This is a genomic window from Pseudomonas tehranensis (assembly GCF_014268615.1).
Lineage (GTDB): Bacteria > Pseudomonadota > Gammaproteobacteria > Pseudomonadales > Pseudomonadaceae > Aquipseudomonas > Aquipseudomonas tehranensis.
Genome location: NZ_JABWQV010000041.1, coordinates 1 through 21,581, shown reverse-complemented (window position 1 = coordinate 21,581; position 21,581 = coordinate 1). Strand labels below are relative to the sequence as shown.

The 21,581-nt window shown below is 61.9% G+C and carries 16 protein-coding genes; 4 read left to right on the top strand and 12 right to left on the bottom strand.

The genetic code is table 11. The features are described from left to right. Positions 1–21: 21 nt before the first annotated feature. Both HU811_RS10045 and HU811_RS10040 read left to right on the top strand, forming a co-directional pair. Positions 22–876, top strand: coding sequence for an FTR1 family iron permease (locus HU811_RS10045; RefSeq protein WP_186655603.1), 855 nt, complete (start codon positions 22–24; stop codon positions 874–876). Continuing rightward, positions 864–2,219, top strand: coding sequence for a 4Fe-4S binding protein (locus tag HU811_RS10040; RefSeq protein ID WP_186655600.1), 1,356 nt, complete (start codon positions 864–866; stop codon positions 2,217–2,219). The genes HU811_RS10045 and HU811_RS10040 overlap by 13 nt, the downstream gene beginning before the upstream one ends. A 163-nt stretch (positions 2,220–2,382) precedes the next feature. Here the strand turns inward: HU811_RS10040 and HU811_RS10035 are convergent, their stop codons facing one another. The 12 genes from HU811_RS10035 to HU811_RS09980 form a co-directional block, all read right to left on the bottom strand. Next, complete coding sequence (locus tag HU811_RS10035) at positions 2,383–4,005, bottom strand: methyl-accepting chemotaxis protein (protein WP_186655597.1); 1,623 nt, start codon at positions 4,003–4,005, stop codon at positions 2,383–2,385. A gap of 123 nt (positions 4,006–4,128) precedes the next feature. Continuing rightward, complete coding sequence (locus HU811_RS10030) at positions 4,129–4,824, bottom strand: anaerobic ribonucleoside-triphosphate reductase activating protein (RefSeq protein ID WP_186655594.1); 696 nt, start codon at positions 4,822–4,824, stop codon at positions 4,129–4,131. Continuing rightward, on the bottom strand, positions 4,821–4,982 hold the full coding sequence (gene nrdD / locus HU811_RS27575) for an anaerobic ribonucleoside-triphosphate reductase (protein WP_003182303.1): 162 nt from the start codon (positions 4,980–4,982) through the stop codon (positions 4,821–4,823). Before nrdD ends, HU811_RS10030 begins: the two co-directional genes overlap by 4 nt. 31 nt (positions 4,983–5,013) lie before the next feature. Then, entirely contained in the window at positions 5,014–7,029 is a 2,016-nt protein-coding gene (locus HU811_RS10020; RefSeq protein WP_186655591.1) for a ribonucleoside triphosphate reductase, read from the bottom strand. Between the two features lie 271 nt (positions 7,030–7,300). Beyond that, positions 7,301–8,293, bottom strand: coding sequence for a GTP 3',8-cyclase MoaA (moaA, locus tag HU811_RS10015; RefSeq protein ID WP_092398400.1), 993 nt, complete (start codon positions 8,291–8,293; stop codon positions 7,301–7,303). 25 nt (positions 8,294–8,318) lie between these two features. Further along, positions 8,319–9,290: a peptidylprolyl isomerase gene (locus HU811_RS10010; RefSeq protein WP_186655589.1), complete on the bottom strand. Its 972-nt coding sequence runs from the start codon at positions 9,288–9,290 to the stop codon at positions 8,319–8,321. 10 nt (positions 9,291–9,300) lie between these two features. Further along, the gene (narI, locus tag HU811_RS10005) at positions 9,301–9,981 is read right to left on the bottom strand and encodes a respiratory nitrate reductase subunit gamma (protein WP_092398404.1); all 681 of its coding nucleotides are present in this window, start codon (positions 9,979–9,981) and stop codon (positions 9,301–9,303) included. Then, positions 9,974–10,729, bottom strand: a complete 756-nt coding sequence (gene narJ, locus HU811_RS10000; protein ID WP_092398406.1) for a nitrate reductase molybdenum cofactor assembly chaperone — start codon at positions 10,727–10,729, stop codon at positions 9,974–9,976. The genes narI and narJ overlap by 8 nt, the downstream gene beginning before the upstream one ends. 2 nt (positions 10,730–10,731) lie before the next feature. Beyond that, a complete protein-coding gene (gene narH, locus HU811_RS09995) occupies positions 10,732–12,270 on the bottom strand; it encodes a nitrate reductase subunit beta (RefSeq protein WP_092398408.1) in 1,539 nt (512 codons plus the stop codon). A gap of 1 nt (position 12,271) precedes the next feature. Continuing rightward, positions 12,272–16,045: a nitrate reductase subunit alpha gene (locus HU811_RS09990; RefSeq protein ID WP_186655587.1), complete on the bottom strand. Its 3,774-nt coding sequence runs from the start codon at positions 16,043–16,045 to the stop codon at positions 12,272–12,274. Positions 16,046–16,109: 64 nt separating this feature from the next. Then, entirely contained in the window at positions 16,110–17,507 is a 1,398-nt protein-coding gene (locus tag HU811_RS09985) for a NarK family nitrate/nitrite MFS transporter (protein WP_186655585.1), read from the bottom strand. Then, entirely contained in the window at positions 17,485–18,786 is a 1,302-nt protein-coding gene (locus HU811_RS09980) for an MFS transporter (protein ID WP_092398414.1), read from the bottom strand. The genes HU811_RS09985 and HU811_RS09980 overlap by 23 nt, the downstream gene beginning before the upstream one ends. Positions 18,787–19,096: 310 nt before the next feature. Here HU811_RS09980 and HU811_RS09975 point away from each other — a divergent pair, with 310 nt between their 5' ends. Further along, complete coding sequence (locus tag HU811_RS09975) at positions 19,097–20,896, top strand: HAMP domain-containing protein (RefSeq protein WP_186655583.1); 1,800 nt, start codon at positions 19,097–19,099, stop codon at positions 20,894–20,896. Then, positions 20,893–21,540 (top strand): two-component system response regulator NarL, encoded by a 648-nt coding sequence (narL, locus tag HU811_RS09970; RefSeq protein WP_092398418.1) that lies wholly within the window; start codon positions 20,893–20,895, stop codon positions 21,538–21,540. Before HU811_RS09975 ends, narL begins: the two co-directional genes overlap by 4 nt. Positions 21,541–21,581 lie beyond the last annotated feature (41 nt).

Sequence of the window (21,581 nt, the reverse complement as noted above, 5' to 3'; positions counted from 1 at the left end):
CGGCGAACAGGAGGTGTTTGCATGACTCAATCGATGTTTATTGTCTGGCGCGAAAGCGTCGAGGCGTTGTTGGTGATCGGGATCCTCCAGGCCTGGGTCAGCCAGCAGCAACAGGCCAGTCGCTTGTTGCCGTTCGTGTGGGCTGGCGTGGCGCTGGGGTTGCTGCTGTCGGGCATTTTGGCCGGCCTGATTCTGGTGGCCGGCGAAGCCATGAGCGGCGCGGCCAATGAATGGTTCCAGGCGGCGTTGGCGCTGGTCGCCAGTCTGCTGATCGTGCAAATGGTCGGTTGGATGCACCGAAACGCCGGGACGCTGAAACAGGATCTGACGCGTCACGCCGACCATCGTTTCAGCCGTCAGGGTGGATGGGGGCTGATGGTGTTGGCGCTGCTGGCCGTCAGCCGCGAAGGCAGTGAAACCGTGGTCTTCCTGTATGGCGCCGGGGCGCGTCTGCAAGGGGCGCCACTGGGTTTGTTCGCAGTGGGCGCGGTGGCTGGCCTGCTGCTGGCGCTGCTGACCATCGCCTTGCTGCACGGCAGTCGTCGGTTCATCTCATGGCCACGTTTCTTTGCCTTCAGCGAAACCATCCTGTTGTTATTGGGAGCGGCACTGCTGGTCAGCGGCATCGAGCGTATCAGCGGCCAGTTGCTCGCGATGGACTGGCCCGAAGTGGTCTATCACGGCATCGGCGACGCGCTCTGGGACAGCAGCGCGATATTGGATGACGGCCATGGCCTGGGCGGTTTCCTGGCGGATTTCGCCGGCTATCGAGCCAGTCCCAGTGCCATGACCTTGTTGGTGTGGCTCGGTTACTGGCTGATGCTTGCCGGCTGGCTGCGGCCACGCAAAGCGCAGACGCTGCCATGTTCGACGTGAACTTCTGGCTCCAGCGCCTGGGTGACGGCATGCGGCGCCACGGCGCAACCATTCGCGCCGTGCAATGGGCGGTGGTGCTGTTCTATGCGGTGCTGCTGGTGGTGCCGGCACTGTTGCCATTGCCCAGCAGCCAGGCTCGGCTGTTCGACAACCTCACGCTGCTGGCGCAGTTTCTGTTCTGGGGCATCTGGTGGCCGTTCGTGTTGCTGTCGATCGTGCTGTTCGGTCGACTCTGGTGTGGCGTGCTGTGTCCTGAAGGTGCCTTGAGTGAATGGGCCAGCCAGTATGGCAAAGGCATGGGCGTGCCACGCGGGGTGCGTTGGGCCGGCTGGCCGACCCTGGCGTTCTGCCTGACCACGATCTACGGGCAGTTGATCAGCGTCTATGACTATGCCCAGGCGGCACTGTTGATCCTGGGAGGTTCGACGGTCGCAGCGGTGATCGTTGGCCTGCTGTTCGCCCGAGGCAAGCGCATATGGTGCCGCTACCTGTGTCCAGTCAGCGGCGTCTTCGCCCTCCTTGCTCGCTTGGCACCGGTGCACTTCCGTGTGGACGAACAACGCTGGCTGGAAAACCCCACGCCGCGTCGCCCTCCTCCCAACTGCGCGCCATTGCTGGACATCCGCCGGATGCGCGGTGCCGCCGATTGCCACGCCTGTGGTCGCTGCAGCGGCCAGCGCGATGCGGTGCGCTTGATAGCCCGCTCCAGTAACGAGGAAATCCTTCAGTCAACAGCAACCACCCTTTCGCCCTGGGACGCGCGCTTGTTGTTGTTTGGCGTCATTGGCCTGGCCATGGGGGCTTTTCAGTGGACCATCAGCCCCTGGTTCATTGCCTTGAAACAAAGCCTGGCCCAATGGCTGGTCGCCCACGAGCTGTTCTGGCCGTTACAGGACAACGCCCCCTGGTGGCTACTGACCCACTATCCGCAGCTCAATGACAGTTTCAGTTGGCTCGATGGCTTTTGCATCGTCGCGTATCTAGGCATGAGTGCCTTGCTGTTGGGCACGTCGCTGATGCTGTTGATGCGCCTGGCGACAAGACTCTCGGGCGACTCCGCACAATATTGGCCCTTAGCCATCACTCTGACGCCCCTCGGCGGTGCAGGGTTGTTCCTAGGCCTGTCGGCCACCACCGTCAAACTGCTGCGCTATGAAGGGTTGTTGCTCGACTGGGTACAGCCGGCTCGGGCCGCGCTGCTGCTCGCGGCAATCGCCTGGAGCCTGTGGTTAGGTTACAAGCGCCTGGAACATACCGCCCGCCGGCGACTGGCCATGGCCTGCCTGGTATTGGCCAACGGCCTGGTGGGCTATGGCTGGTGGTTGCAGTTCTGGGGTTGGTGATCGCCGCTCCCACATCCGGATGCAACACAAAACCCTGTGGGAGCGAGCCTGCTCGCGATGACGTAAGCACATCCAGCATCCATGCAACCTGACCCACCGCTATCGCGAGCAGGCTCGCTCCCACAGGGGATTTGTGTGGATCATTACATCTGACATGGGTTGCCTAGACCTTGAAACGCGCCACCGTCTCATGCAGTGAGCCGGCCATCTGCGCGAGGTCCTGGCCGGCGGTATCGGTATGGCGGGCCCCGAGCAATACCTGTTCAGACAAGTTGCGAATACCCACCAGGTTTCGGTCTACCTCCCGGGCTACCAGCGCCTGTTCTTCCGTGGCGCTGGCGATCATCAGGTTGCGTTCGTTGATCTGCGAGATCGAACGGGCGATTTCATCCAGGGCATCGCCGGAGCGCCGGGCCACTTGCAGCGTGGTCTGCACCAGCTCGCTGTTGTTTTGCATGGATGTCACGGCGTGCTCGCTGTCCTGACGAATGTTGCCGATCATCTCTTCGATTTCCCGGGTCGAATCCTGGGTGCGATGGGCCAGCGCCCGGACTTCGTCGGCCACCACCGCAAAACCGCGCCCGGCATCGCCGGCGCGGGCCGCTTCAATAGCGGCGTTCAGGGCCAGCAGATTGGTTTGATCGGCGATGCTGCGGATCACGTCCAGCACCGAACTGATGTGCTCGACCCGTCCGGCCAACTGCTGGATGCGTCCCGAAGAATCCGTGACCCCCAGCGCCAATGCGCTGATCGAAGCGACGGTCTCCTGGACCTGCTCACGACCACGCTGGGCGGTTTGCTCGGAGACCCGCGAGGCTTCGCTGGTACTCACGGCGTTGCGCGCCACTTCATCCACCGCCGCCGTCATCTGGTTCACGGCCGCCGCGGCCTGTTCGATTTCCTGGCCTTGCAGTTCCAGGGTGCTGTTGGTCTGACTGCTCACCGCGCTCAGCTCTTCGGAGGAACTGGCCACCCGATCCACCGAAGCTGCAATGTGCCGGACCATGCTGTTGAGGCTCTGCTGCATGTCATGCATGTTGCTCATTACGCTGTCGTTTGCACTCCCGGCGTCCAGCGGCACGCGGATCGTCAAGTCGCCTCGGGCAATCTGGCTCAGCACCCGCGCCGCATCATCGGGCTCGCCGCCCAACGGACGGGTCACGCTGCGGGTCACCAGTACCGCAACGGTACTCACTAGGGCCAGGCAGACCAGCACCAACGCCAGCATGTTGCGCCGCGCGTCGCTGTAACGCGCTTGGGCCAGGCGTTCACGTTGGACGAAAAGCTTGCCTTGCATCGCCATCAGTCCTTCCAGGCTTTTGTAGACCTCAATCTCCGCCGGCATCACGCCTTGCTTGAGTTGCGTCATCGCGTCGTCCATCGCACCCTGGCGAATCAACGCCTGCACTTGAACGAACGCGGCCACATACGCCTCACGGTGCTTCTTCAGTGCCGCATACGCCGCTTTGCCTTCGGGCTGGTCGAACAACGGCTCCAGCGTGGTAAAGGCCTGGGTAATACGTTGTCGGGTCATGTCGATCGATTGCTGGACCTGCGCGTTGTTCTTGTCGATCAACAGATCCCGGGTGTTCCTGGCGTTATCGCGCACGCCCGTGGCGATCACCATGATCGGCTCGATCTTCGGCCAATCCTGTTTGACGATCTGCACCGCCTGATCGCGCAGCGTGGCCAGGTCGTTCAAGGCGTACAACGCCAGAGCGATCAACGCCAGTGGCGCGATGGCAAAGCCGATCACGATACGGTGGGCAGTGGTGAGTCTGGTCATATCAAATGCTCCCTGTTCAACTACCTGCCGATTGGCAGCGCATTTGAAAACCATAAGAAAAGCCATAGAAAAGAACGGCTCGGCGATCCCGAGCCGCTGTCGGTCGTTCATCCCCGGGGACGGTCAACTACGTAAAACGAACGAGGGAAACAACTCGCGCATGGCGGCCCACAACTCCGGCTGCAAGGCCTGTGCCGAAACACTGGAAAGATGGGGGTCGAGCATTCGGGCGGTGCGCACCAGTTGCACAGCGAAACGCGTGACGCCCTGCTCGCTCAAGCGGCGAGCCAGGGTCAGCAAGCGTTCGGGGTCGAACAAATGCCAATGCACGGTGGTCCGGCATTCATAGTCCACGCCGCTTTCCAGCAAATGGTCGAGGCTACGCCAGTTGGCGGCGCCGCTGCCATGAACCCGAGTCACGTCCAGAGCGTCTTCGGGCAAGGCCTTGATGTCGAAGCCAACCCAGTCGGCTTGCCCGACCACTTTGGCGAAGGCCGCCGGTTTGATGCCGGCGCTGTGCAGGCCAATGCGAAAGCCCATCTGCCGCACCTCGTCCATGGCCGAGGCGAGGCCGTCCTGCAAGGTCGGTTCGCCGCCGCTGAACACCACGGCGTCAAGCAGATCCTGGCGACGTTGCAAAAACGCTAGCACCCGACACCAATCCACTTCTTCGCTGCCGCGCGGCGGGATCAGTTGCGGGTTGTGGCAATAACGGCAACGCCAGGCGCAACCCTGGCAAAACAGTACGCAAGCCAATTGGCCCGGATAATCAAGGGTGGTCAGGGGCACCAGGCCCCCGACCCGTAGCACTCGACTCATGGACGCCCGGCCGCGCTTTCAGTGAAATGCACCCGTTCGCGGTGCTCGGACTGCTTGCCTGGATTGAAGGCCGCCACCGGGCGGTGGTAGCCCATCACGCGGGTCCAGACTTCGCAACGTTGACGCTGGGCTTGTGGAAGACTCTGCGATGCATTCATGGGTGAAGCTCCTTGCGGTCGATGGATCGGATCAGTGAACGCTGCCTGCCAACTGCTGTTGCAGTAGCAAGGCCTCGTCGCATTTGGGGCAAAACTCGTGCTCGCCAGCCAGGTAGCCGTGCACCGGGCAGATGGAAAAGGTCGGCGTGATGGTCAGGTACGGCAAGCGGAAACGTCCCAGGGCCTTGCGCACCAGCTGCTTGCAGGCCTGTGTGGAGGAGATCTGCTCGGCCATGTACAGGTGCAGCACGGTGCCGCCGGTGTATTTGCATTGCAGTTCGTCTTGCAGTTCCAGGGCTTCGAACGGGTCGTCGGTGAAGCCCACCGGCAATTGCGACGAGTTGGTGTAATACGGTGCGATCGGACTGCCGGCCTGCAAGATATCGGGGTAGCGTTTGAGGTCTTCTTTGGCGAAACGGTAGGTGGTGCCTTCGGCGGGCGTGGCTTCCAGGTTGTAGAGGTGGCCGGTTTCTTCCTGGAAGCGCAGCAGCGTGGCACGCACATGATCCAGCAGTTTCAGCGCGAATGCCCGGCCTTGCTCGGTATGCAGGCCTTGCTGGTCATCGGTGAAATTGCGCAGCATTTCGTGCAGGCCGTTCACGCCGATGGTGGAGAAGTGATTGCGCAGGGTGCCCAGGTAGCGCTTGGTGTACGGGTACAGACCGGCGTCCATGTGGTGCTGGATGACCTTGCGCTTGACCTCCAGGCTCTCCTTCGCCAGTTCCATCAGCGCATCGATGCGTTGCAGCAGCGCGCTGGTGTCGCCTTTGTACAGGTAGCCCAGGCGCGCGCAGTTGATCGTCACCACACCCAGTGAGCCGGTTTGTTCCGCCGAGCCGAACAGCCCCCCACCGCGCTTGAGCAGCTCGCGCACATCCAGTTGCAGGCGGCAGCACATCGAGCGCACCTGGTTGGGTTGCATGTCCGAGTTGAGGAAGTTCTGGAAATACGGCAGGCCATAACGGGCGGTCATTTCGAACAGCCGGTCGGCGTTCTCGCTGTCCCACGGGAAATCATGGGTGATGTTGTAGGTCGGGATCGGGAAGGTGAATACCCGCCCTTTCGCGTCACCGGCCTGCATCACCTCAATGTAGGCGCGGTTGATCAGCTCCATTTCTTCTTGCAGGTCGCCATAGGCGAACGGCATCTCTTCGCCGCCGATCACCGGGATCTGTTCGCGCAGATCCTCCGGGCAGACCCAATCGAACGTGAGGTTGGTGAACGGGGTTTGTGTCCCCCAGCGCGACGGAACGTTGAGGTTGTAGATAAACTCCTGCAACGACTGGCGCACCTCGCCATAGCTGAGCTTGTCCTTGCGCACATAGGGCGCCAGGTAGGTGTCGAACGAGCTGAACGCCTGGGCGCCGGCCCATTCGTTTTGCAGGGTGCCGAGGAAATTCACCATCTGCCCCAAGGCGCTGCTCAAATGCTTGGGCGGCCCGGCCTCGACCCGACCCGGTACGCCGTTGAGGCCTTCGTGCAACAGCGTACGCAAGGACCAGCCGGCACAGTAGCCGGCGAGCATGTCCAGGTCATGGACATGCAGATCGGCCTCGCGGTGTGCCTGGCCGATGGCCTGGCTGTAGACCTCGTCGAGCCAGTAGTTGGCGGTGACCTTGCCCGATACATTGAGGATCAGCCCACCGAGGGAGTAACCCTGGTTGGCGTTGGCCTGCACGCGCCAGTCTTCGCGGTCCAGGTATTCGTTCATCGAAGTGGCGACTTCGACCAGGGTGCGACGGTCGCGGCGCAGGCGTCCATGTTGCTCGCGATAGACGATATAGGCACGCATGGCCAGAAAGAAACCGGCGTCCATCAGCACCCGCTCGACACGGTCCTGGATCTGCTCGACGTTCAAGCGCGTTTGCCCTTCCAGTCGAGCCAGCACTGCCTTCAGCAACTCCTCGGCCTCGGCCTCGGCGTATTCGCCAGTGGCCTTGCCAGCGGCGATCAGCGCCTGGCGGATCTTGTCCGCGTCGAAGGCAACCACACTGCCGTCGCGCTTGTGCAAACGGTTACACCCCACTGTGATCAACGTGCTCTGCATTTTGGCTCCAGACACTACATATAGATAATTAATAAGCTATAAACACAATATGCAGTGGAGAGTACGGCCAAACGATCGAGTTGCAATTGATCGATATCAAGAATCGAGGGTCGGTCAGCAGGCATTGAGGTTGACCTTGCTGTCGTCATCGCGAGCAGGCTCGCTCCCACATTGGTTTCAGGCGACTGCAATTTCTGCGTACACCTTAGATCCCCTGTGGGAGCGAGCCTGCTCGCGATGGCGGCGGTACATTCAATATGTTCGGTGCAGCTCACCCACCACTCATATTCATGAAACGCACAATCTGCACTTCCCCGCCCGGGTTGAAGTCATGGCGCAAAGGTTTCCCGCGCAAGGCCTGTTGCACCGCCTGGATCACCGGTTGATCGTCCAGCGGATAACGCCGCAGCAAGCTGCGCAGGTCCAGCGAGTCCTCCTGTCCCAGGCACAGCAGCAACCGTCCTTCAACGGTCATGCGCACTCGGTTGCAACTGGCGCAAAAGTTATGGGTATTGGGGGAAATAAAACCGATTCGGGTCTGCGCATGCTGCTCCAGGCGCACATAACGCGCCGGGCCGCCGCTGTTTTCGGTGCTGTCGAGCAGCCGGTGATGGCCGGCAATGACAGCCCGGACCTCATCGCTGGAACAGAACGACTCACCACGGGAACGCCCGACTTCACCCAGGGGCATTTCCTCGATGAAGCTGATGTCGATGCGTTGCTCGATGGCGTACTGCACCAGCGCCGGGACTTCATCGAAGTTGCGCCCTTTCATCACCACGCAGTTGAGCTTGATCCGCTCGAACCCCGCGGCCTTCGCCGCCTCAATGCCCGCCAGCACCTGATCCAGGTCACCGTTGCGGGTGATCGCCCGAAAGCGCTCGCCATCCAGACTGTCCAGGCTGATGTTCATGCGCTTGACCCCGGCTTCGACCAGCGGTCGGGCCAGTCGCCCCAGCTGCGAACCGTTGCTGGTCATCACCAGTTCCCGCAGGCCGGGCAACGCCGCGATGTCGCGACACAACCCGACGATGCCCGGACGGATCAGCGGTTCGCCACCGGTCAGGCGGATCTTCTTGACCCCCAGGCCCACGAACAGCCGCGCCAAGCGGTGCAGTTCCTCCAGGGTCAACACTTGCTGACGCGGCAGGAAGGTCATGTTTTTCGCCATGCAATACACACAGCGAAAATCACAACGATCGGTCACCGACATCCGCAGATAATCGATCTGGCGCCCAAATCCGTCCTGCAACACGGCGTTCATGTCTGTCCCCTGATTGAGCCGGTGCTCACTGCACCAGCGGCGAGTCGGCGCCCTGAAGATGAATGCCGCGAATGTCCGCCGCACCGATCAGGGTTTGCAGGTACTGCACCAGCGCCTTCTGCCACACGCCTTGTTGCAGTTGGGTGCGAATCGCCGTCGCCACCGCCTCATAAGGCAACGGTTGGCCTTCGACACGCTGATCGATGCTGATCACATGCCAGCCGTAGCGACTTTCCAGCGGTTTGCCAACCAGGCCGGCCGGCAAGGCAAACAACTGGCGCTCCAGTTCGGGCACGGTCTGGCCCTTGCTGATCTGCCCCAGCGAACCGCCCTGCGCCTTGGACGGGCAGGCCGAGTGGTTCAGCGCCAGCTCGGCAAAGCTGCCGGGGAACTCGTCCAGGCGTTGCAGCAGGTTTTCGGCCTGGCCGTGCGCCTGGTCGCGCGCTTCGGCGTCGTCCGGTGCACACTCGAGCAGGATGTGCCGCACCGCCAGCAACGGTGCGCTGTGAAAGCGCGCCCGATTGCTTTCGTAGTAGCGCAAACAGGTCGCCTCATCACATTGCGGCACCTGCACCTCACGTTCGAGCAACAGCCGCGTGGCCGCCTCCTCTTCGTTTTCACCGGCGCCCACCTGCAACGCCAGCCCCAGCTCGGCAATGCGTTGCTGGAGCAATTCCCGGATCACCAACGCCCGGGCAGCCTGGTAGACCGCATCCTCGCGGCTTTCAGCCGGGTGATATTGCAGCTCCTGGGCCATCGCCTGCGGGGTGATCGACACCCCGTTGACGCTGATGATCGGCCACTCCTGCTCACTGCTGGCGATCAATTGCGCCGGGGCATCATCGCCCGCTGCCGGCCCGGCCTGGGCCGGTTCGAACTGCACCGCCCCGGTCGGTTCGACCTCATCGATCGACGCCATCACCGGTGCCGCTTTTGCCGAAGAACCACAACCGCCGCTGCCGCCACCACTGCCACCACATCCGCATCCACTCGCCATGATCTTCTCCTCAAAACTTCTGCCGAACGATTTGATAACGACGTCCCAGGTACCAGACCGGCGCACTGACGATGTGTACCAGACGGGTGAACGGGAACAGCACGAACAGGGTCAGGCCCAGCACCACATGAAGCTTGTAGACCAAGCCCACTGGCGCAATGGCCGCGGCCGCCTCAACCGGACGCAACAGCACAGTGTTCTGTGCCCAGTCGGCCAGCATCACCATCACCGAGCCGTCCATATGGGCGGTCGACGCCACAATGGTCATCAAGCCCAGCACCAGTTGCACCAGCAGCACCACCAACACCAGGATGTCCGACGTACTGGACGTGGCACGCACCCGCGGGTCAGTCAGCCGCCGGTTGAGCAGCATCACCAGGCCGATCAGGCCCAGCACACCGAAGAAACCGCCGGACACCATCGCCAGCAACTGCTTGTTCTCAGTGCTCAATACATGGTGGTAGATCGCCGAGGGTGTCAGCAGGCCGACAAAGTGCCCAGCCAGCACGAACAGCACACCGACGTGGAACAGGTTGCTCGCCACACGCATGCCACGGTTGCTCAGCATCTGGCTGGAACCGGCCTTCCAGGTGTACTGGGACAGGTCGAACCGCGCCCAACTGCCGATCAGGCAAATCGCCAAGGCGACATAGGGGTAGACCCCGAACATCAACAGATCCCATTTAGACATTACCCACCTCCCCGGCTGGCGCTGCGGCCAGGCCTTCATGCTGAAAATCCACCCAGTGCAACGGCACCGCACTTTCGTCCCGCGCCTTGCCTGGCCCGCTGGGCAGTGAACTGCAACGGTCCTGTTGTTCGGCCTGCATGAAATCCACCGCTTCTTCTTCCCAGATCTTGTCCAGGGCTTCGAGGGAGTCATCCCGTGGCTCGGCCTTTACCTGCTCGCGCAACCCGGCCACCGCCACCTGGGGCTCGGCCCCGGCGATTTGCAGCAAGGCCCTGAAGCAACTGGCGTAGGCGCTTTCCCGCTCTTCCAGGCGTGCAGCGAGCAAGGCCAACAGGTGTTCCACGTCAGCCAGGCCCTCGCGAGCCTCGACGTCTTCGCGGGTGGAGAGAAACTCCAGGTACAGCGGGATGTAATCGGGCAGTTCCTTCACGCCGATGGCAAAACCGGCCTCTTCGTACTGGGCCATCATGTCCACCATGGCCTGGCCCCGATCGCGGGATTCGCCATGGACGTGTTCGAACAACAGCAGCGACAACGAGCGCCCACGGCCGAACAGCGCACCGTAGTGCTCCTGGCCGTCCATCAGGTCCTTGCCGCAGATCAGTTCGAGCAGTTCGAACAGCGCGGCGCGCTGTTGCGGACTGATTTCCCGTGCCTGGAGGATGGCCTGTTCCAGCTCGTCACGGCCTTGCACCAGGGTCTCGGTCGGATAATCGAGCAGCAACGAAATCACCTTGAGAATGCGCATGTTCATTCCTCCCACAACTGCACGGTTTTGATCACGTCGCGGCGATTGGCTTTTTTGCCGCCGAACATGTTGGTGTCGGAACTGCCACTGCAACCGCTGCCGAAACTGAAACCACAACCGGAGCGTTCGGCGAACGCGTCGCTCATGGCGTCTTCGCGGTGGGCGCTTGGCACGACGAAACGGTCTTCGTAGTTGGCGATGGCCAGGTAGCGGTACATCTCTTCCACCTGGTTCACGCTCAGGCCGACATCGGCCAGCACCTGCAGGTCCTGCACGCCGTCCACCTGTTCGGAACGCTTGTAGGCACGCATCGCCAGCAGGCGCTTGAGGGCGCGCTTGACCGGCTTTTCATCGCCGGCGGTGAGCATGTTGGCCAGGTAGCGCAGCGGGATGCGCAGGCTGTCGACGTCCGGGATCACCCCGTTCATGCCCACAGTGCCGGCCGCCGCAGCGTTCTGGATCGGCGACAGTGGCGGCACGTACCAAACCATGGGCAAGGTGCGGTATTCAGGGTGCAACGGCAGCGCGAGTTTCCAGTCCACGGCCATTTTGTAGACCGGCGAGCGTTGCGCCGAGTCGATCACCGACTGCGGCACGCCGTCGGCCAGGGCCTGGCGAATCACCGCCGGGTCGTTCGGGTCGAGGAAGATCTCCAGTTGCTTCTCATACAGGTCGTGCTCGTTGGCGGTGCTCGCCACTTCACTGATGCGGTCGGCGTCATACAGCAACACACCCAGGTAGCGAATGCGCCCTACGCAGGTTTCAGCGCAAACGGTCGGCATCCCGGCTTCGATGCGCGGGTAGCAGAAAATGCATTTTTCCGATTTGCCGCTCTTCCAGTTGAAATAGATTTTCTTGTACGGGCAGCCGCTGATGCACATGCGCCAGCCCCGGCATTTCTCCTGGTCGATCAGGACGATGCCGTCCTCCTCGCGCTTGTAGATCGCCCCGCTCGGGCAGGACGCCGCGCACGCCGGGTTCAGGCAGTGCTCGCACAGACGCGGCAGGTACATCATGAAAGTGTTTTCGTATTCGCCGTAGATGTCCGCCTGGATCTGGTCGAAGTTCTTGTCCTTGCGCCGCTTGGCGAACTCGGTGCCGAGGATTTCCTCCCAGTTCGGGCCCCATTCGATTTTCTCCATGCGCTTGCCAGACACCAGCGAGCGCGGCCGTGCGGTGGGCTGATGCTCGCCCAGCGGCGCCGTGTGCAGGTGCTGGTAGTCGAAGTCGAACGGTTCGTAGTAATCGTCCAGGCTCGGCAGGTCCGGGTTGGCGAAGATGTTCGCCAGCACGCGGAACTTGCCGCCGATGCGCGGGTTGATCGAACCGTCGGCGTTGCGGATCCAGCCGCCCTTCCACTTGTCCTGGTTTTCCCATTCCTTGGGGTAGCCGATGCCGGGCTTGGATTCAACGTTGTTGAACCAGGCGTACTCCATGCCTTCGCGGCTGGTCCAGACGTTCTTGCAGGTGATCGAGCAGGTGTGGCAGCCGATGCATTTGTCCAGGTTCAGGACCATGCCGATTTGTGAGCGAATTTTCATCTCAGTTCTCCTCGATATCGGTTGGCAGTGGACGTGGCAGATCATCGCCACTGGAACCGTCGAGCCAATCGACCTTGGACATCTTGCGCACCACGACGAACTCGTCGCGGTTGCAACCGACCGTGCCGTAATAGTTGAAACCGTAGGCTTGTTGCGCGTAGCCACCGATCATGTGAGTGGGCTTGAGCACCACGCGGGTCACCGAGTTATGGTGGCCGCCACGGGTCTTGGTGGTTTCCGAACCTGGCACGTTCACGATCCGTTCCTGAGCGTGATACATCATCACCATGCCTTCCTTGACGCGCTGACTGACCACCGCGCGGGCGGTCAGTGCACCGTTGACGTTGAAGCACTCGATCCAATCGTTGTCCTCGATACCGGCGCGCTTGGCGTCGATTTCCGAAAGCCAGACAATCGGTCCGCCACGGCTCAAGGTGAGCATCAGCAGGTTGTCGCTGTAGGTGCTGTGGATGCCCCACTTCTGGTGCGGGGTGATCCAGTTCAGGACGATCTCGGTCTCGCCATTGCTGCGCTTGCCCTTCACGCCTTCGATGGTGCGGGTGTTGACCGGCGGCCGATAGCTCATCAGTTGCTCGCCGAACGCCTGCATCCACGGGTGATCCTGGTAGAACTGCTGGCGGCCAGTGATGGTGCGCCATGGAATCGCCTCGTGAACGTTGGTATAGCCGGCGTTGTAGCTGACGTGATCGTCTTCCAGGCCAGACCAGGTCGGGCTGGAAATGATCTTGCGCGGCTGGGCCTGGATGTCGCGGAAGCGAATCGCTTCGTGGGCCTTGGACAGCGCCAGATGGCTGTGATCGATACCGGTGAATTTCGACAGGGCCGCCCAGGCCTTGACGGCCACCTGGCCATTGGTTTCCGGGGCCAGGGACAGAATCACCTCAGCCGCGTCAATGGCGCTGTCGATCTTCGGCCGACCCTGGCTGATACCGACGTCGACTTCATGGTGATTGAGCTCACCGAGGAATTTCACTTCATCGTCGGTGTTCCAGTTGATGCCCTTGCCGCCGTTGCCGAGTTTTTCCAGCATCGGGCCCAGGGACGTGAACTGCTTGTAGATGTTCGGGTAATCGCGCTCCACCACCTGCAGATTGGGTGCGTTCTTGCCCGGTTGCGGCGCCACGCCGGCGCTTTTCCAGTCGGTGCCACCAAACGGCTGGGCCAGTTCACCGACGCTGTCATGCATCAACGGCACGGTGACCAGGTCTTTCTCGACACCCAGGTGTCCGACCGACATGGCGGAGAACGCCTTGGCGATGCCCTTGTAGATTTCCCAGTCCGAACGCGATTCCCAGGCCGGATCGATGGCGGCCGACAATGGGTGGATGAACGGGTGCATGTCCGACGTGTTCATGTCGTCTTTTTCGTACCAGGTCGCGGTCGGCAAGACGATGTCGGAGTACACGCAGGTCGAGGACATGCGGAAGTCCAGGGTGGTCACCAGGTCCAGTTTGCCGATGGCACCGTTGTCGACCCATTCAGCCTCGGTAGGCTTGGATTCGCCGCCAAAGCCGATGTCTTCGTTCATCACGCCGTTCTTGGTGCCCAGCAGGTACTTGAGCATGTACTCGTGGCCTTTGCCCGAGGAGCCCAGCAGGTTGGAACGCCAGATGAACATGTTGCGCGGGAAGTTAACCGGGCTGTCAGGTTGCTCGCAGGCAAACCGCAGGGTGCCGTCCTGCAGCGACTTGACCACGTAATCCTTGGGCTCCAGGCCCGCGGCGGCGGCATCGCGGCAGATGTGCAGCGGGTTGGTGTTGAGTTGTGGCGCGCTGGGCAGCCAGCCAGCCCGTTCGGCGCGAATGTTGTAGTCCAGGGCATGCTCGGGGAACTGCGATTTGTCCGCCAGGGGCGAGAGCACGTCGTGCATGCTCATCTTCTCGTGGCGCCATTGCGAGCTGTGGCCGTAGAAGAAGCTGGTGCCGTTCATCTGCCGGGGCGGACGGTTCCAGTCCAGACCGAAGGCCAGGGGCAACCAGCCGCATTGCGGACGGAGTTTTTCCTGGCCGACATAGTGGGCCCAACCGCCGCCGGTCTGACCGACACACCCACAGAGCATGAGCATGTTGATCAGCCCACGGTAGTTCATGTCCATGTGGTACCAGTGGTTCATCGCCGCGCCGACGATGATCATCGAACGGCCACGGGTCTTGTCGGCGTTGTCAGCGAACTCACGGGCGATCTGGATGGCTTTCTCGCGGCTCACGCCGGTGATCTGCTCCTGCCAGGCCGGGGTGCCGGGCACCGAGGCGTCGTCGTAGTCCTTGGCAACGTTGGCGCCACCCAGGCCACGGTCGATGGCCAGGTTGGCCGCCGACAGGTCAAACACCGTGGCGACCTTCGCCACGCTGCCGTCAGCCAGCACCACGCTGTGCACCGGCACTCGGCGGTACTGCACCGCTTCACCGGCCACGTGCTGGAAGTACTCCTGGGCTTCACCGGCAAAATACGGGAACGCCACTTCAGCGACGTCATCGCCAATCAGGCTGAGCTTGAGGTCGATCTCACGGCCCTCACCGCCTTCACGGGCAAGAATGTTCCATTTGCCCTCCTCGCCCCAGCGATAGCCGATGGAGCCTTGTGGCGAAACCAGTTCACCGCTGGCATCCAGGGCGATGGTTTTCCATTCAGGGTTGTTCTCTTGACCGAGGTTATTGGTCAGGTCGCTGGCGCGCAGGAAGCGATCAGGCTGGTAGCCCGAACCCGGCGCCACGCCGAGCATTGGCTTGAGCATCACCAGCACCGGCAAGTCGGTGTAACGCTTGGCGTACTCGGTGAAGTAGGCGCTGGGCTTGTCCAGGTGAAACTCTTTGAAGATCACATGGTTGAAAGCCTGGGCCAGGGCCGCGTCGGTGCCCTGCTTGGGGTTGAGCCACAGGTCGGTGAGCTTGGCGACTTCCGAATAGTCCGGGGTGATCGCCACGGTCTTGGTGCCCTTGTAGCGCACCTCGGTGAAAAAGTGCGCGTCAGGGGTGCGGGTCTGCGGGACGTTGGAGCCCCAGGCAATGATGTAGTTGGAGTTGTACCAGTCGGCCGATTCCGGCACGTCGGTCTGCTCGCCCCAAACCATCGGCGAGGCCGGTGGCAGGTCGCAGTACCAGTCGTAGAAGCTCAGGCACACGCCACCGATCAGCGACAGGTAACGCGAACCTGCGGCATAGCTGACCATCGACATGGCCGGGATCGGCGAGAAGCCGACCACCCGATCCGGGCCGTATTGCTTGACGGTGTAGACGTTGGCCGCGGCGATGATCTCGTTGACTTCTTCCCAGTTGGAACGGATGAAACCGCCCATGCCGCGCTTGCTTTTATACGAGTCGGCCTTGGCCTTGTCCTCGACGATGCTGGCCCAGGCTTCGACCGGTGCCAGGGTCTGCCGGGCGTCGCGCCACAGCTTGAGCAATGGCTTGCGGATCTTCGGGTACTTGAGCCGGTTGGCGCTGTAGATGTACCAGCTATAGCTAGCGCCACGAGGACAGCCGCGCGGCTCGTGGTTGGGCAAGTCGTTACGGGTGCGCGGGTAATCGGTCTGCTGGGTTTCCCAGGTGATCAGGCCGTTCTTGACGTAGATTTTCCACGAGCACGAACCGGTGCAGTTCACCCCGTGGGTGGAACGCACGATCTTGTCGTACTGCCAGCGGGAACGGTAGACGTTCTCCCAGTCGCGGGACTCCTTGCGGGTCTCGCCATGGCCGTCGGAAAACTCGCCTTGCTTACGGTTGAAAAACCGCAGTTGATCCAGTAAATGACTCACAGTGTGTTCCTCTCAGGCTTGCTCCGCGGGGTCTGCGCCCCGCCCACGCAGGTTTAGGTTCGGCTTAGCACGGTGTTGCGGCGCCCTTGCGGGCGTACCACCACCAGGTCACCACGATGCAGCTCAGGTAGAAGCCGACGAACATGTAGAAGGCCATCTCCGGGCCGCCGGTCAGGGCCATCGAAGTGCCGAATGATTTGGGGATGAAGAACGCGCCGAAGGCGCCCATGGCCGAGCTGAAACCCAGCACCGCGGCCGACTCCTTGCCGGCGTTCTTGAGCGCTTGTTCACGCAGTTCGGGTTGTTGGCCGCGGCTGGCTTTTTCATGCAGGGTGCGGAAGATCACCGGGATCATGCGGAACGTGGAACCGTTGCCCACGCCAGTGGTGATGAACAGCAACATGAACATGCCGAGGAAGCCGTAGAAACTACCGCCCTGGCCGTTCTGCGGCAGGAAGTGCATGACGCCGAAGACCATCGCGATCATCAGTACGAAGTTCCACAAGGTGACCTTCGCGCCGCCGAGCTTGTCCGCCAGCCAGCCACCCAGTGGCCGTACCAAGGCCCCCACCAGCGGGCCAAGGAAGGCGAACTTCAGGGCGATGACGTCAGGGAACGAGGTTTTGATCAGCAGCGGAAACGCGGCCGAGAAACCAATGAACGAACCGAAAGTCGCCAGGTACAACCAGCACATCAGCCAGTTGTGCTTGCGCTTGAAAATCACTGCCTGCTCGCTGAACGAAGCGCGGGCGCTGGACAGGTCGTTCATGCCGAACCAGGCGATCACGGTTACGGCGAGGATGAACGGCACCCAGATAAAACCGGCGTTCTGCAGCCATAACGAACTGCCGTCGGCCAGCACCTGCGGCTGGCCGCCCATGAAGCCGAAGACACCGAAGGAAATCACCAGCGGCACGCTGAACTGCATCACCGACACGCCCAGGTTGCCCAGCCCGGCGTTCAAACCCAGGGCCGTGCCCTGCTGGGACTTGGGGTAAAAGAAGCTGATGTTGGACATGCTCGAGGCGAAGTTGCCGCCGCCAAAACCACAGAGCAGCGCAATCAGCACGAACACGCTGTAAGGCGTGGCCGGATCCTGCACGGCAAAGCCCATCCACAGCGCCGGTATCAGCAGCGACGCGGTGCTCAGGGCCGTCCAGCGACGACCGCCGAAGATCGGCACCATGAACGAATAGAAGATGCGCAAGGTCGCGCCCGACAGCCCCGGCAAGGCCGCGAGCCAGAACAACTGGTCGGTACTGAAGCTGAAGCCGATGGCGTTCAGGCGCACGATCACCGTGCTCCAGACCATCCACACCGCGAAGGCCAACAGCAGCGCCGGGATGGAAATCCACAGGTTACGCCGGGCGGTCTGTTTGCCACTCTTGCCCCAGAACGCGGGGTCTTCCGGGCGCCAGTCATGGATGACCGGGCCCTTTTCAGGCGTTTGCAGAACGGACATGTTCTTCTCCTTGGGCAATGCTGGAAAACGGGGATTGGCTGGCGGGCGGCTGTTTACCCAACAGCGGGCGCTTGCGCACCTCGCTCAGGTACATCCAGATGAGGGAGACCCAGACCACGCCGTACATCAACATGAAGCAGGACGAGCGCACGCCGGTGAGGTCCACCAGGGCGCCGAACATGATCGGCAGCACAAAGCCCCCCAACCCGCCGGCCAGGCCGACGATGCCGGACACCGCGCCCATGTTTTTCGGGTAGTCATTGGCGATGTACTTGAAGACCGAGGCCTTGCCGAACGCGAAGGCAATGCCCATCACGAACAGCAGCACGGTGAACAGTGTGGCGTTGAGGCCGATGTGAAAATCCACCGTGCCGTTGACGGTCTGCACTTGCAGTTGGGTCTGTGGGTACGAGAGCAGGAACAGGCAGATCCAGCTGACCCACAACACCCACCAGGTCACGCTCTGAGCGCCCCAGCGGTCGGACATCCAGCCACCGACCGCTCGCAGCACGCCTCCGGGCAGGGAAAAACACGCTGCCAGCAACGCCGCGCTTTGCAGGCTGAAGCCGTATTCCTGCACGTAGTACTTGGTCATCCAGAGGGCCAGGGCCACATAGCCGCCGAACACGATCGAGTAGTACTGGCAGTAGCGCCAAACGGCCGGCTCTTTCAGGGTTTTCAATTGCTCGCGCAACGTGGCGCCACCGCTGCCGCTGTGTTCCTTTTTCTCGGTGGTGAGGAACCAGAACAGCAGCGCGGTGATGAACAGAATGGCGCTGAACACCTTCGGCACCAGGTGCCAGGAACCGAATGCGATCAAGGCCGGCGCGAGGAATTTGGTCAATGCGGCGCCAGCGTTACCCGCGCCGAACACACCCATCGCGAAGCCTTGATTCTGTTTGTCGAACCACTTGGCCACATAAGCGATGCCCACCGAGAACGATCCCCCGGCCAGGCCGACGAACAGACCAAGCACCAGGAACTGCCAGAAAGCAGTCGCCAGGGTGATCAGGTACAGCGGCAGCACACAGGAGAGCATCAGCAGGAAGAACACGATGCGCCCGCCGAAGCGGTCGGTCAGCAACCCCAGAGGCAGGCGCACCAGCGAACCGGTGAGCACCGGCGTGGCCGCCAGCAAGCCAAACTGGGTTTCGTTCAGGGCCAGCATTTCCTTGATCGGAACACCGAGCACGGCAAACATCATCCAGACCATGAAGCACACGGTGAAGGCCAGGGTACTCATCCCCAGTACCAGCCCTTGTTGCACTTGCGCTCGCATCTCGGTGCACTCCCCATAAGTTCGATGAGCGCAGCCTAGTGATGCCTACCCTGCTAAAACTTGACTTGGGTCAACGTGCGTCCCGGCGGTACTGACCTATGCTGGCGCCGTCTACCTCTTAGGGGGTAGAGCCTGAAGTTGATAAGAACCTTTATTTATCAAGGCCTTGAACATTTCGGCCGACGCTTTTATCGAAACGGAGCGGCCGACAACTCTTTAGAGGTAGTGCGTCCGGGATCGGCTGCTACCCCCCCAAGTCCAGGGCATCCCCCATGTTCGGTTTGCAGATTTTCTTCCAGGGTCGGTCTCGATGATGCGCTGGCTGCGCAGTTCCCTGCCCGCTCGCGCCGGGCTGGCGGTGATCCTGATCGCCATCCTGGCCCTGGCCAGTTCCTTGAGCGCCGGTCTGATTGCCTGGTTCAGCCAGGGTGATGCTGCCGCCATCAACACCGCCGGATCCGTGCGCATGGAGACCTATCACCTGAGCTGGAAATTGACCGCCGGGGCCAGCGACGATGTCCCGGCGATCATCGACAGCCTGCAACGACGTCTCGAAAGCCCGTCCCTGCGCGCCGTGCTGGAAGACGGACCGACGACCTCCCTGCATCAGAGCTATCAGAGCCTCATGCAGCGCTGGAACCAGACCTTGCGTCCGGCCATCGAACGCGGCGATTCAGCGTTCTTTCACGCCAGCGCCGGCTCCTTCGTCGAGCAACTGGACCAGTTCGTCACCCTGTTGCAGCGCCAGAGCGAGCACAAGCAAGCCTGGCAACAGACGATCCAGGGCATGGCGCTGTTCAGCACCATGATCATCCTGCTGATTGGCCTGTATGAATTGCAGTACGGCGTGGTCACGCCGTTGCAGGAGCTGGTGGATGCCACTCAGCGCTTTCGCCGTGGCGAGTTCCAGGTGCGGGTCAATCATCAGTCCGAGGATGAACTGGGCCAGTTGGCGACCAGCTTCAACACCATGGCCGAGACGATCGAGCAATCGCACCGCACCCTGGAGAACCAGGTCCGGCAAAAGACCCTGAACCTGCAACAGGCCAATGCCGCCCTGGAGCTGCTGTATCAGAGCAGCCGCAGCCTGGCCACGCGGCAGGCCAATGCCGAAGGGTTGGATGAACTGATCAGCCGGTTCCAGCAGCGGCTGCCGGGCCTGCGTCTGTCGCTGTGCCTGCAAGGCCAGTTGCAGGCGCCGGCCCGGCAACTGCTGTCGCTGCATGGCGCCAACAGCCGCGAGGTCTGCGCCAGCAGCGATTGCGCCACCTGCCAGAAACATCACAGCGCCCGGCCGCAGACGTTCAGCATCAGTAACCAGGGCACGGAACTGGGTGAGCTCAAGGCGAATTTTGTTGACGGCCATAAGGCCCAACCCTGGGAAACCGCACTGATCCAGGCCCTGGCGAACCTGATCGGCACTTCGCTATCCCTCAAGCGCCAGCGCGAACAGGACCATCGCCTGCTGCTGCTCGATGAGCGCACGATCATTGCCCGCGAGCTACATGATTCCCTGGCCCAAGCCTTGTCGTACATGAAGCTGCAGGTGAGCCGCATGCAAACCCTGATGCGGCGCGGCGAGCCGGTGCAAACCCTTGAGACCGTCACCGCCGAACTGCGCGAAGGCCTGAATAATGCCTACCGCCAGTTGCGTGAACTGCTCACCACGTTCCGCTTGCAGATCCACGACGACGGGTTGGTCCAGGAACTCAAGGACACCGCTGAAGAGTTCTCCCGCCGGGGCGATTTCCAGGTGCATCTGTTCGTCGACACCCTGGCCTTCGAGCTCTCGGCCAGCGAGCAGATCCATATCCTGCAGATCACCCGTGAGGCGCTTTCCAACTGCCTGCGCCATGCCCATGCAGAGAACGCCTGGCTCGAACTTCGCCAGGAAGGCGAAACCGTGCGCTTGTCGGTCGAAGACGATGGCCGGGGCTTCAGTGGCGAAGTGGACCAGCGCGAACACCATGGCCTGAACATCATGAACGAACGAGCCCGCAGCTTGCGCGGCCAACTGCAAATTAACTCCCGAACGCCCCAGGGCACCCGTATCCAGGTGCATTTCCAACCGGAATTCCTGGGCCAACACAGCGAAGGTCTCGCAACATGAACGCCCCCCTGCGTCACACCCTCCTGCTGGTCGACGACCACCCAATGATGCGTCGAGGGATCCGTCAGATGCTTGAACTCGAAGACGACTTGCACATCGTCGGCGAAGCCAGCCACGGCGAAGAAGCCCTGACCCTGATCGAACCGCTCAAACCCGACCTGGTGCTGCTGGACAACAACATGCCGCAAATGAACGGCATCGAAACCCTGCGCCGGCTGCGGGCCATGCATTACACCGGCAAAGTATTGCTGTTCACCGTCTCCGACGCCGAGGATGACATCCGCGATGCCCTGCGCCTCGATGCCAACGGATACCTGCTCAAGGACATGGAGCCGGAGCTGCTGGTGCAGTACATCCGCGACGCCCTCAACGGCGCGCTGGTGATCAGCCCCGGTCTGACCCGCGTCATGGCCCAGGCGCTGCGCTCCCCGCCCCGCCAGGCCGACGTGGAACTGACCGAGCGTGAACGCCAGGTGCTCAAGACCATCGCCGGCGGCTGCAGCAACAAAGTCATCGGCCACAAACTGGGCATCACCGAAGGCACGGTCAAGGTTCATGTGAAGAACTTGCTGCACAAACTGGGTTTGCGCTCACGGGTAGAGGCGGCCGTGTGGGCGATGGAGCATTTGCGCGGGGCGGGCTAACTCAATCAACACCTACCCCTGTGGGAGCGGGCTTGCTCGCG

What these genes read in the sequence shown, in the direction of transcription:
- HU811_RS10045 (WP_186655603.1), top strand. Translation starts at nt 22, where the DNA reads ATGACTCAATCGATGTTTATTGTCTGGCGCGAAAGCGTCGAGGCGTTG.
- HU811_RS10040 (WP_186655600.1), top strand. Translation starts at nt 864, where the DNA reads ATGTTCGACGTGAACTTCTGGCTCCAGCGCCTGGGTGACGGCATGCGG.
- HU811_RS10035 (WP_186655597.1), bottom strand. Translation starts at nt 4,005, where the DNA reads ATGACCAGACTCACCACTGCCCACCGTATCGTGATCGGCTTTGCCATC.
- HU811_RS10030 (WP_186655594.1), bottom strand. Translation starts at nt 4,824, where the DNA reads ATGAGTCGAGTGCTACGGGTCGGGGGCCTGGTGCCCCTGACCACCCTT.
- nrdD (WP_003182303.1), bottom strand. Translation starts at nt 4,982, where the DNA reads ATGAATGCATCGCAGAGTCTTCCACAAGCCCAGCGTCAACGTTGCGAA.
- HU811_RS10020 (WP_186655591.1), bottom strand. Translation starts at nt 7,029, where the DNA reads ATGCAGAGCACGTTGATCACAGTGGGGTGTAACCGTTTGCACAAGCGC.
- moaA (WP_092398400.1), bottom strand. Translation starts at nt 8,293, where the DNA reads ATGAACGCCGTGTTGCAGGACGGATTTGGGCGCCAGATCGATTATCTG.
- HU811_RS10010 (WP_186655589.1), bottom strand. Translation starts at nt 9,290, where the DNA reads ATGGCGAGTGGATGCGGATGTGGTGGCAGTGGTGGCGGCAGCGGCGGT.
- narI (WP_092398404.1), bottom strand. Translation starts at nt 9,981, where the DNA reads ATGTCTAAATGGGATCTGTTGATGTTCGGGGTCTACCCCTATGTCGCC.
- narJ (WP_092398406.1), bottom strand. Translation starts at nt 10,729, where the DNA reads ATGCGCATTCTCAAGGTGATTTCGTTGCTGCTCGATTATCCGACCGAG.
- narH (WP_092398408.1), bottom strand. Translation starts at nt 12,270, where the DNA reads ATGAAAATTCGCTCACAAATCGGCATGGTCCTGAACCTGGACAAATGC.
- HU811_RS09985 (WP_186655585.1), bottom strand. Translation starts at nt 17,507, where the DNA reads ATGTCCGTTCTGCAAACGCCTGAAAAGGGCCCGGTCATCCATGACTGG.
- HU811_RS09980 (WP_092398414.1), bottom strand. Translation starts at nt 18,786, where the DNA reads ATGCGAGCGCAAGTGCAACAAGGGCTGGTACTGGGGATGAGTACCCTG.
- HU811_RS09975 (WP_186655583.1), top strand. Translation starts at nt 19,097, where the DNA reads ATGATGCGCTGGCTGCGCAGTTCCCTGCCCGCTCGCGCCGGGCTGGCG.
- narL (WP_092398418.1), top strand. Translation starts at nt 20,893, where the DNA reads ATGAACGCCCCCCTGCGTCACACCCTCCTGCTGGTCGACGACCACCCA.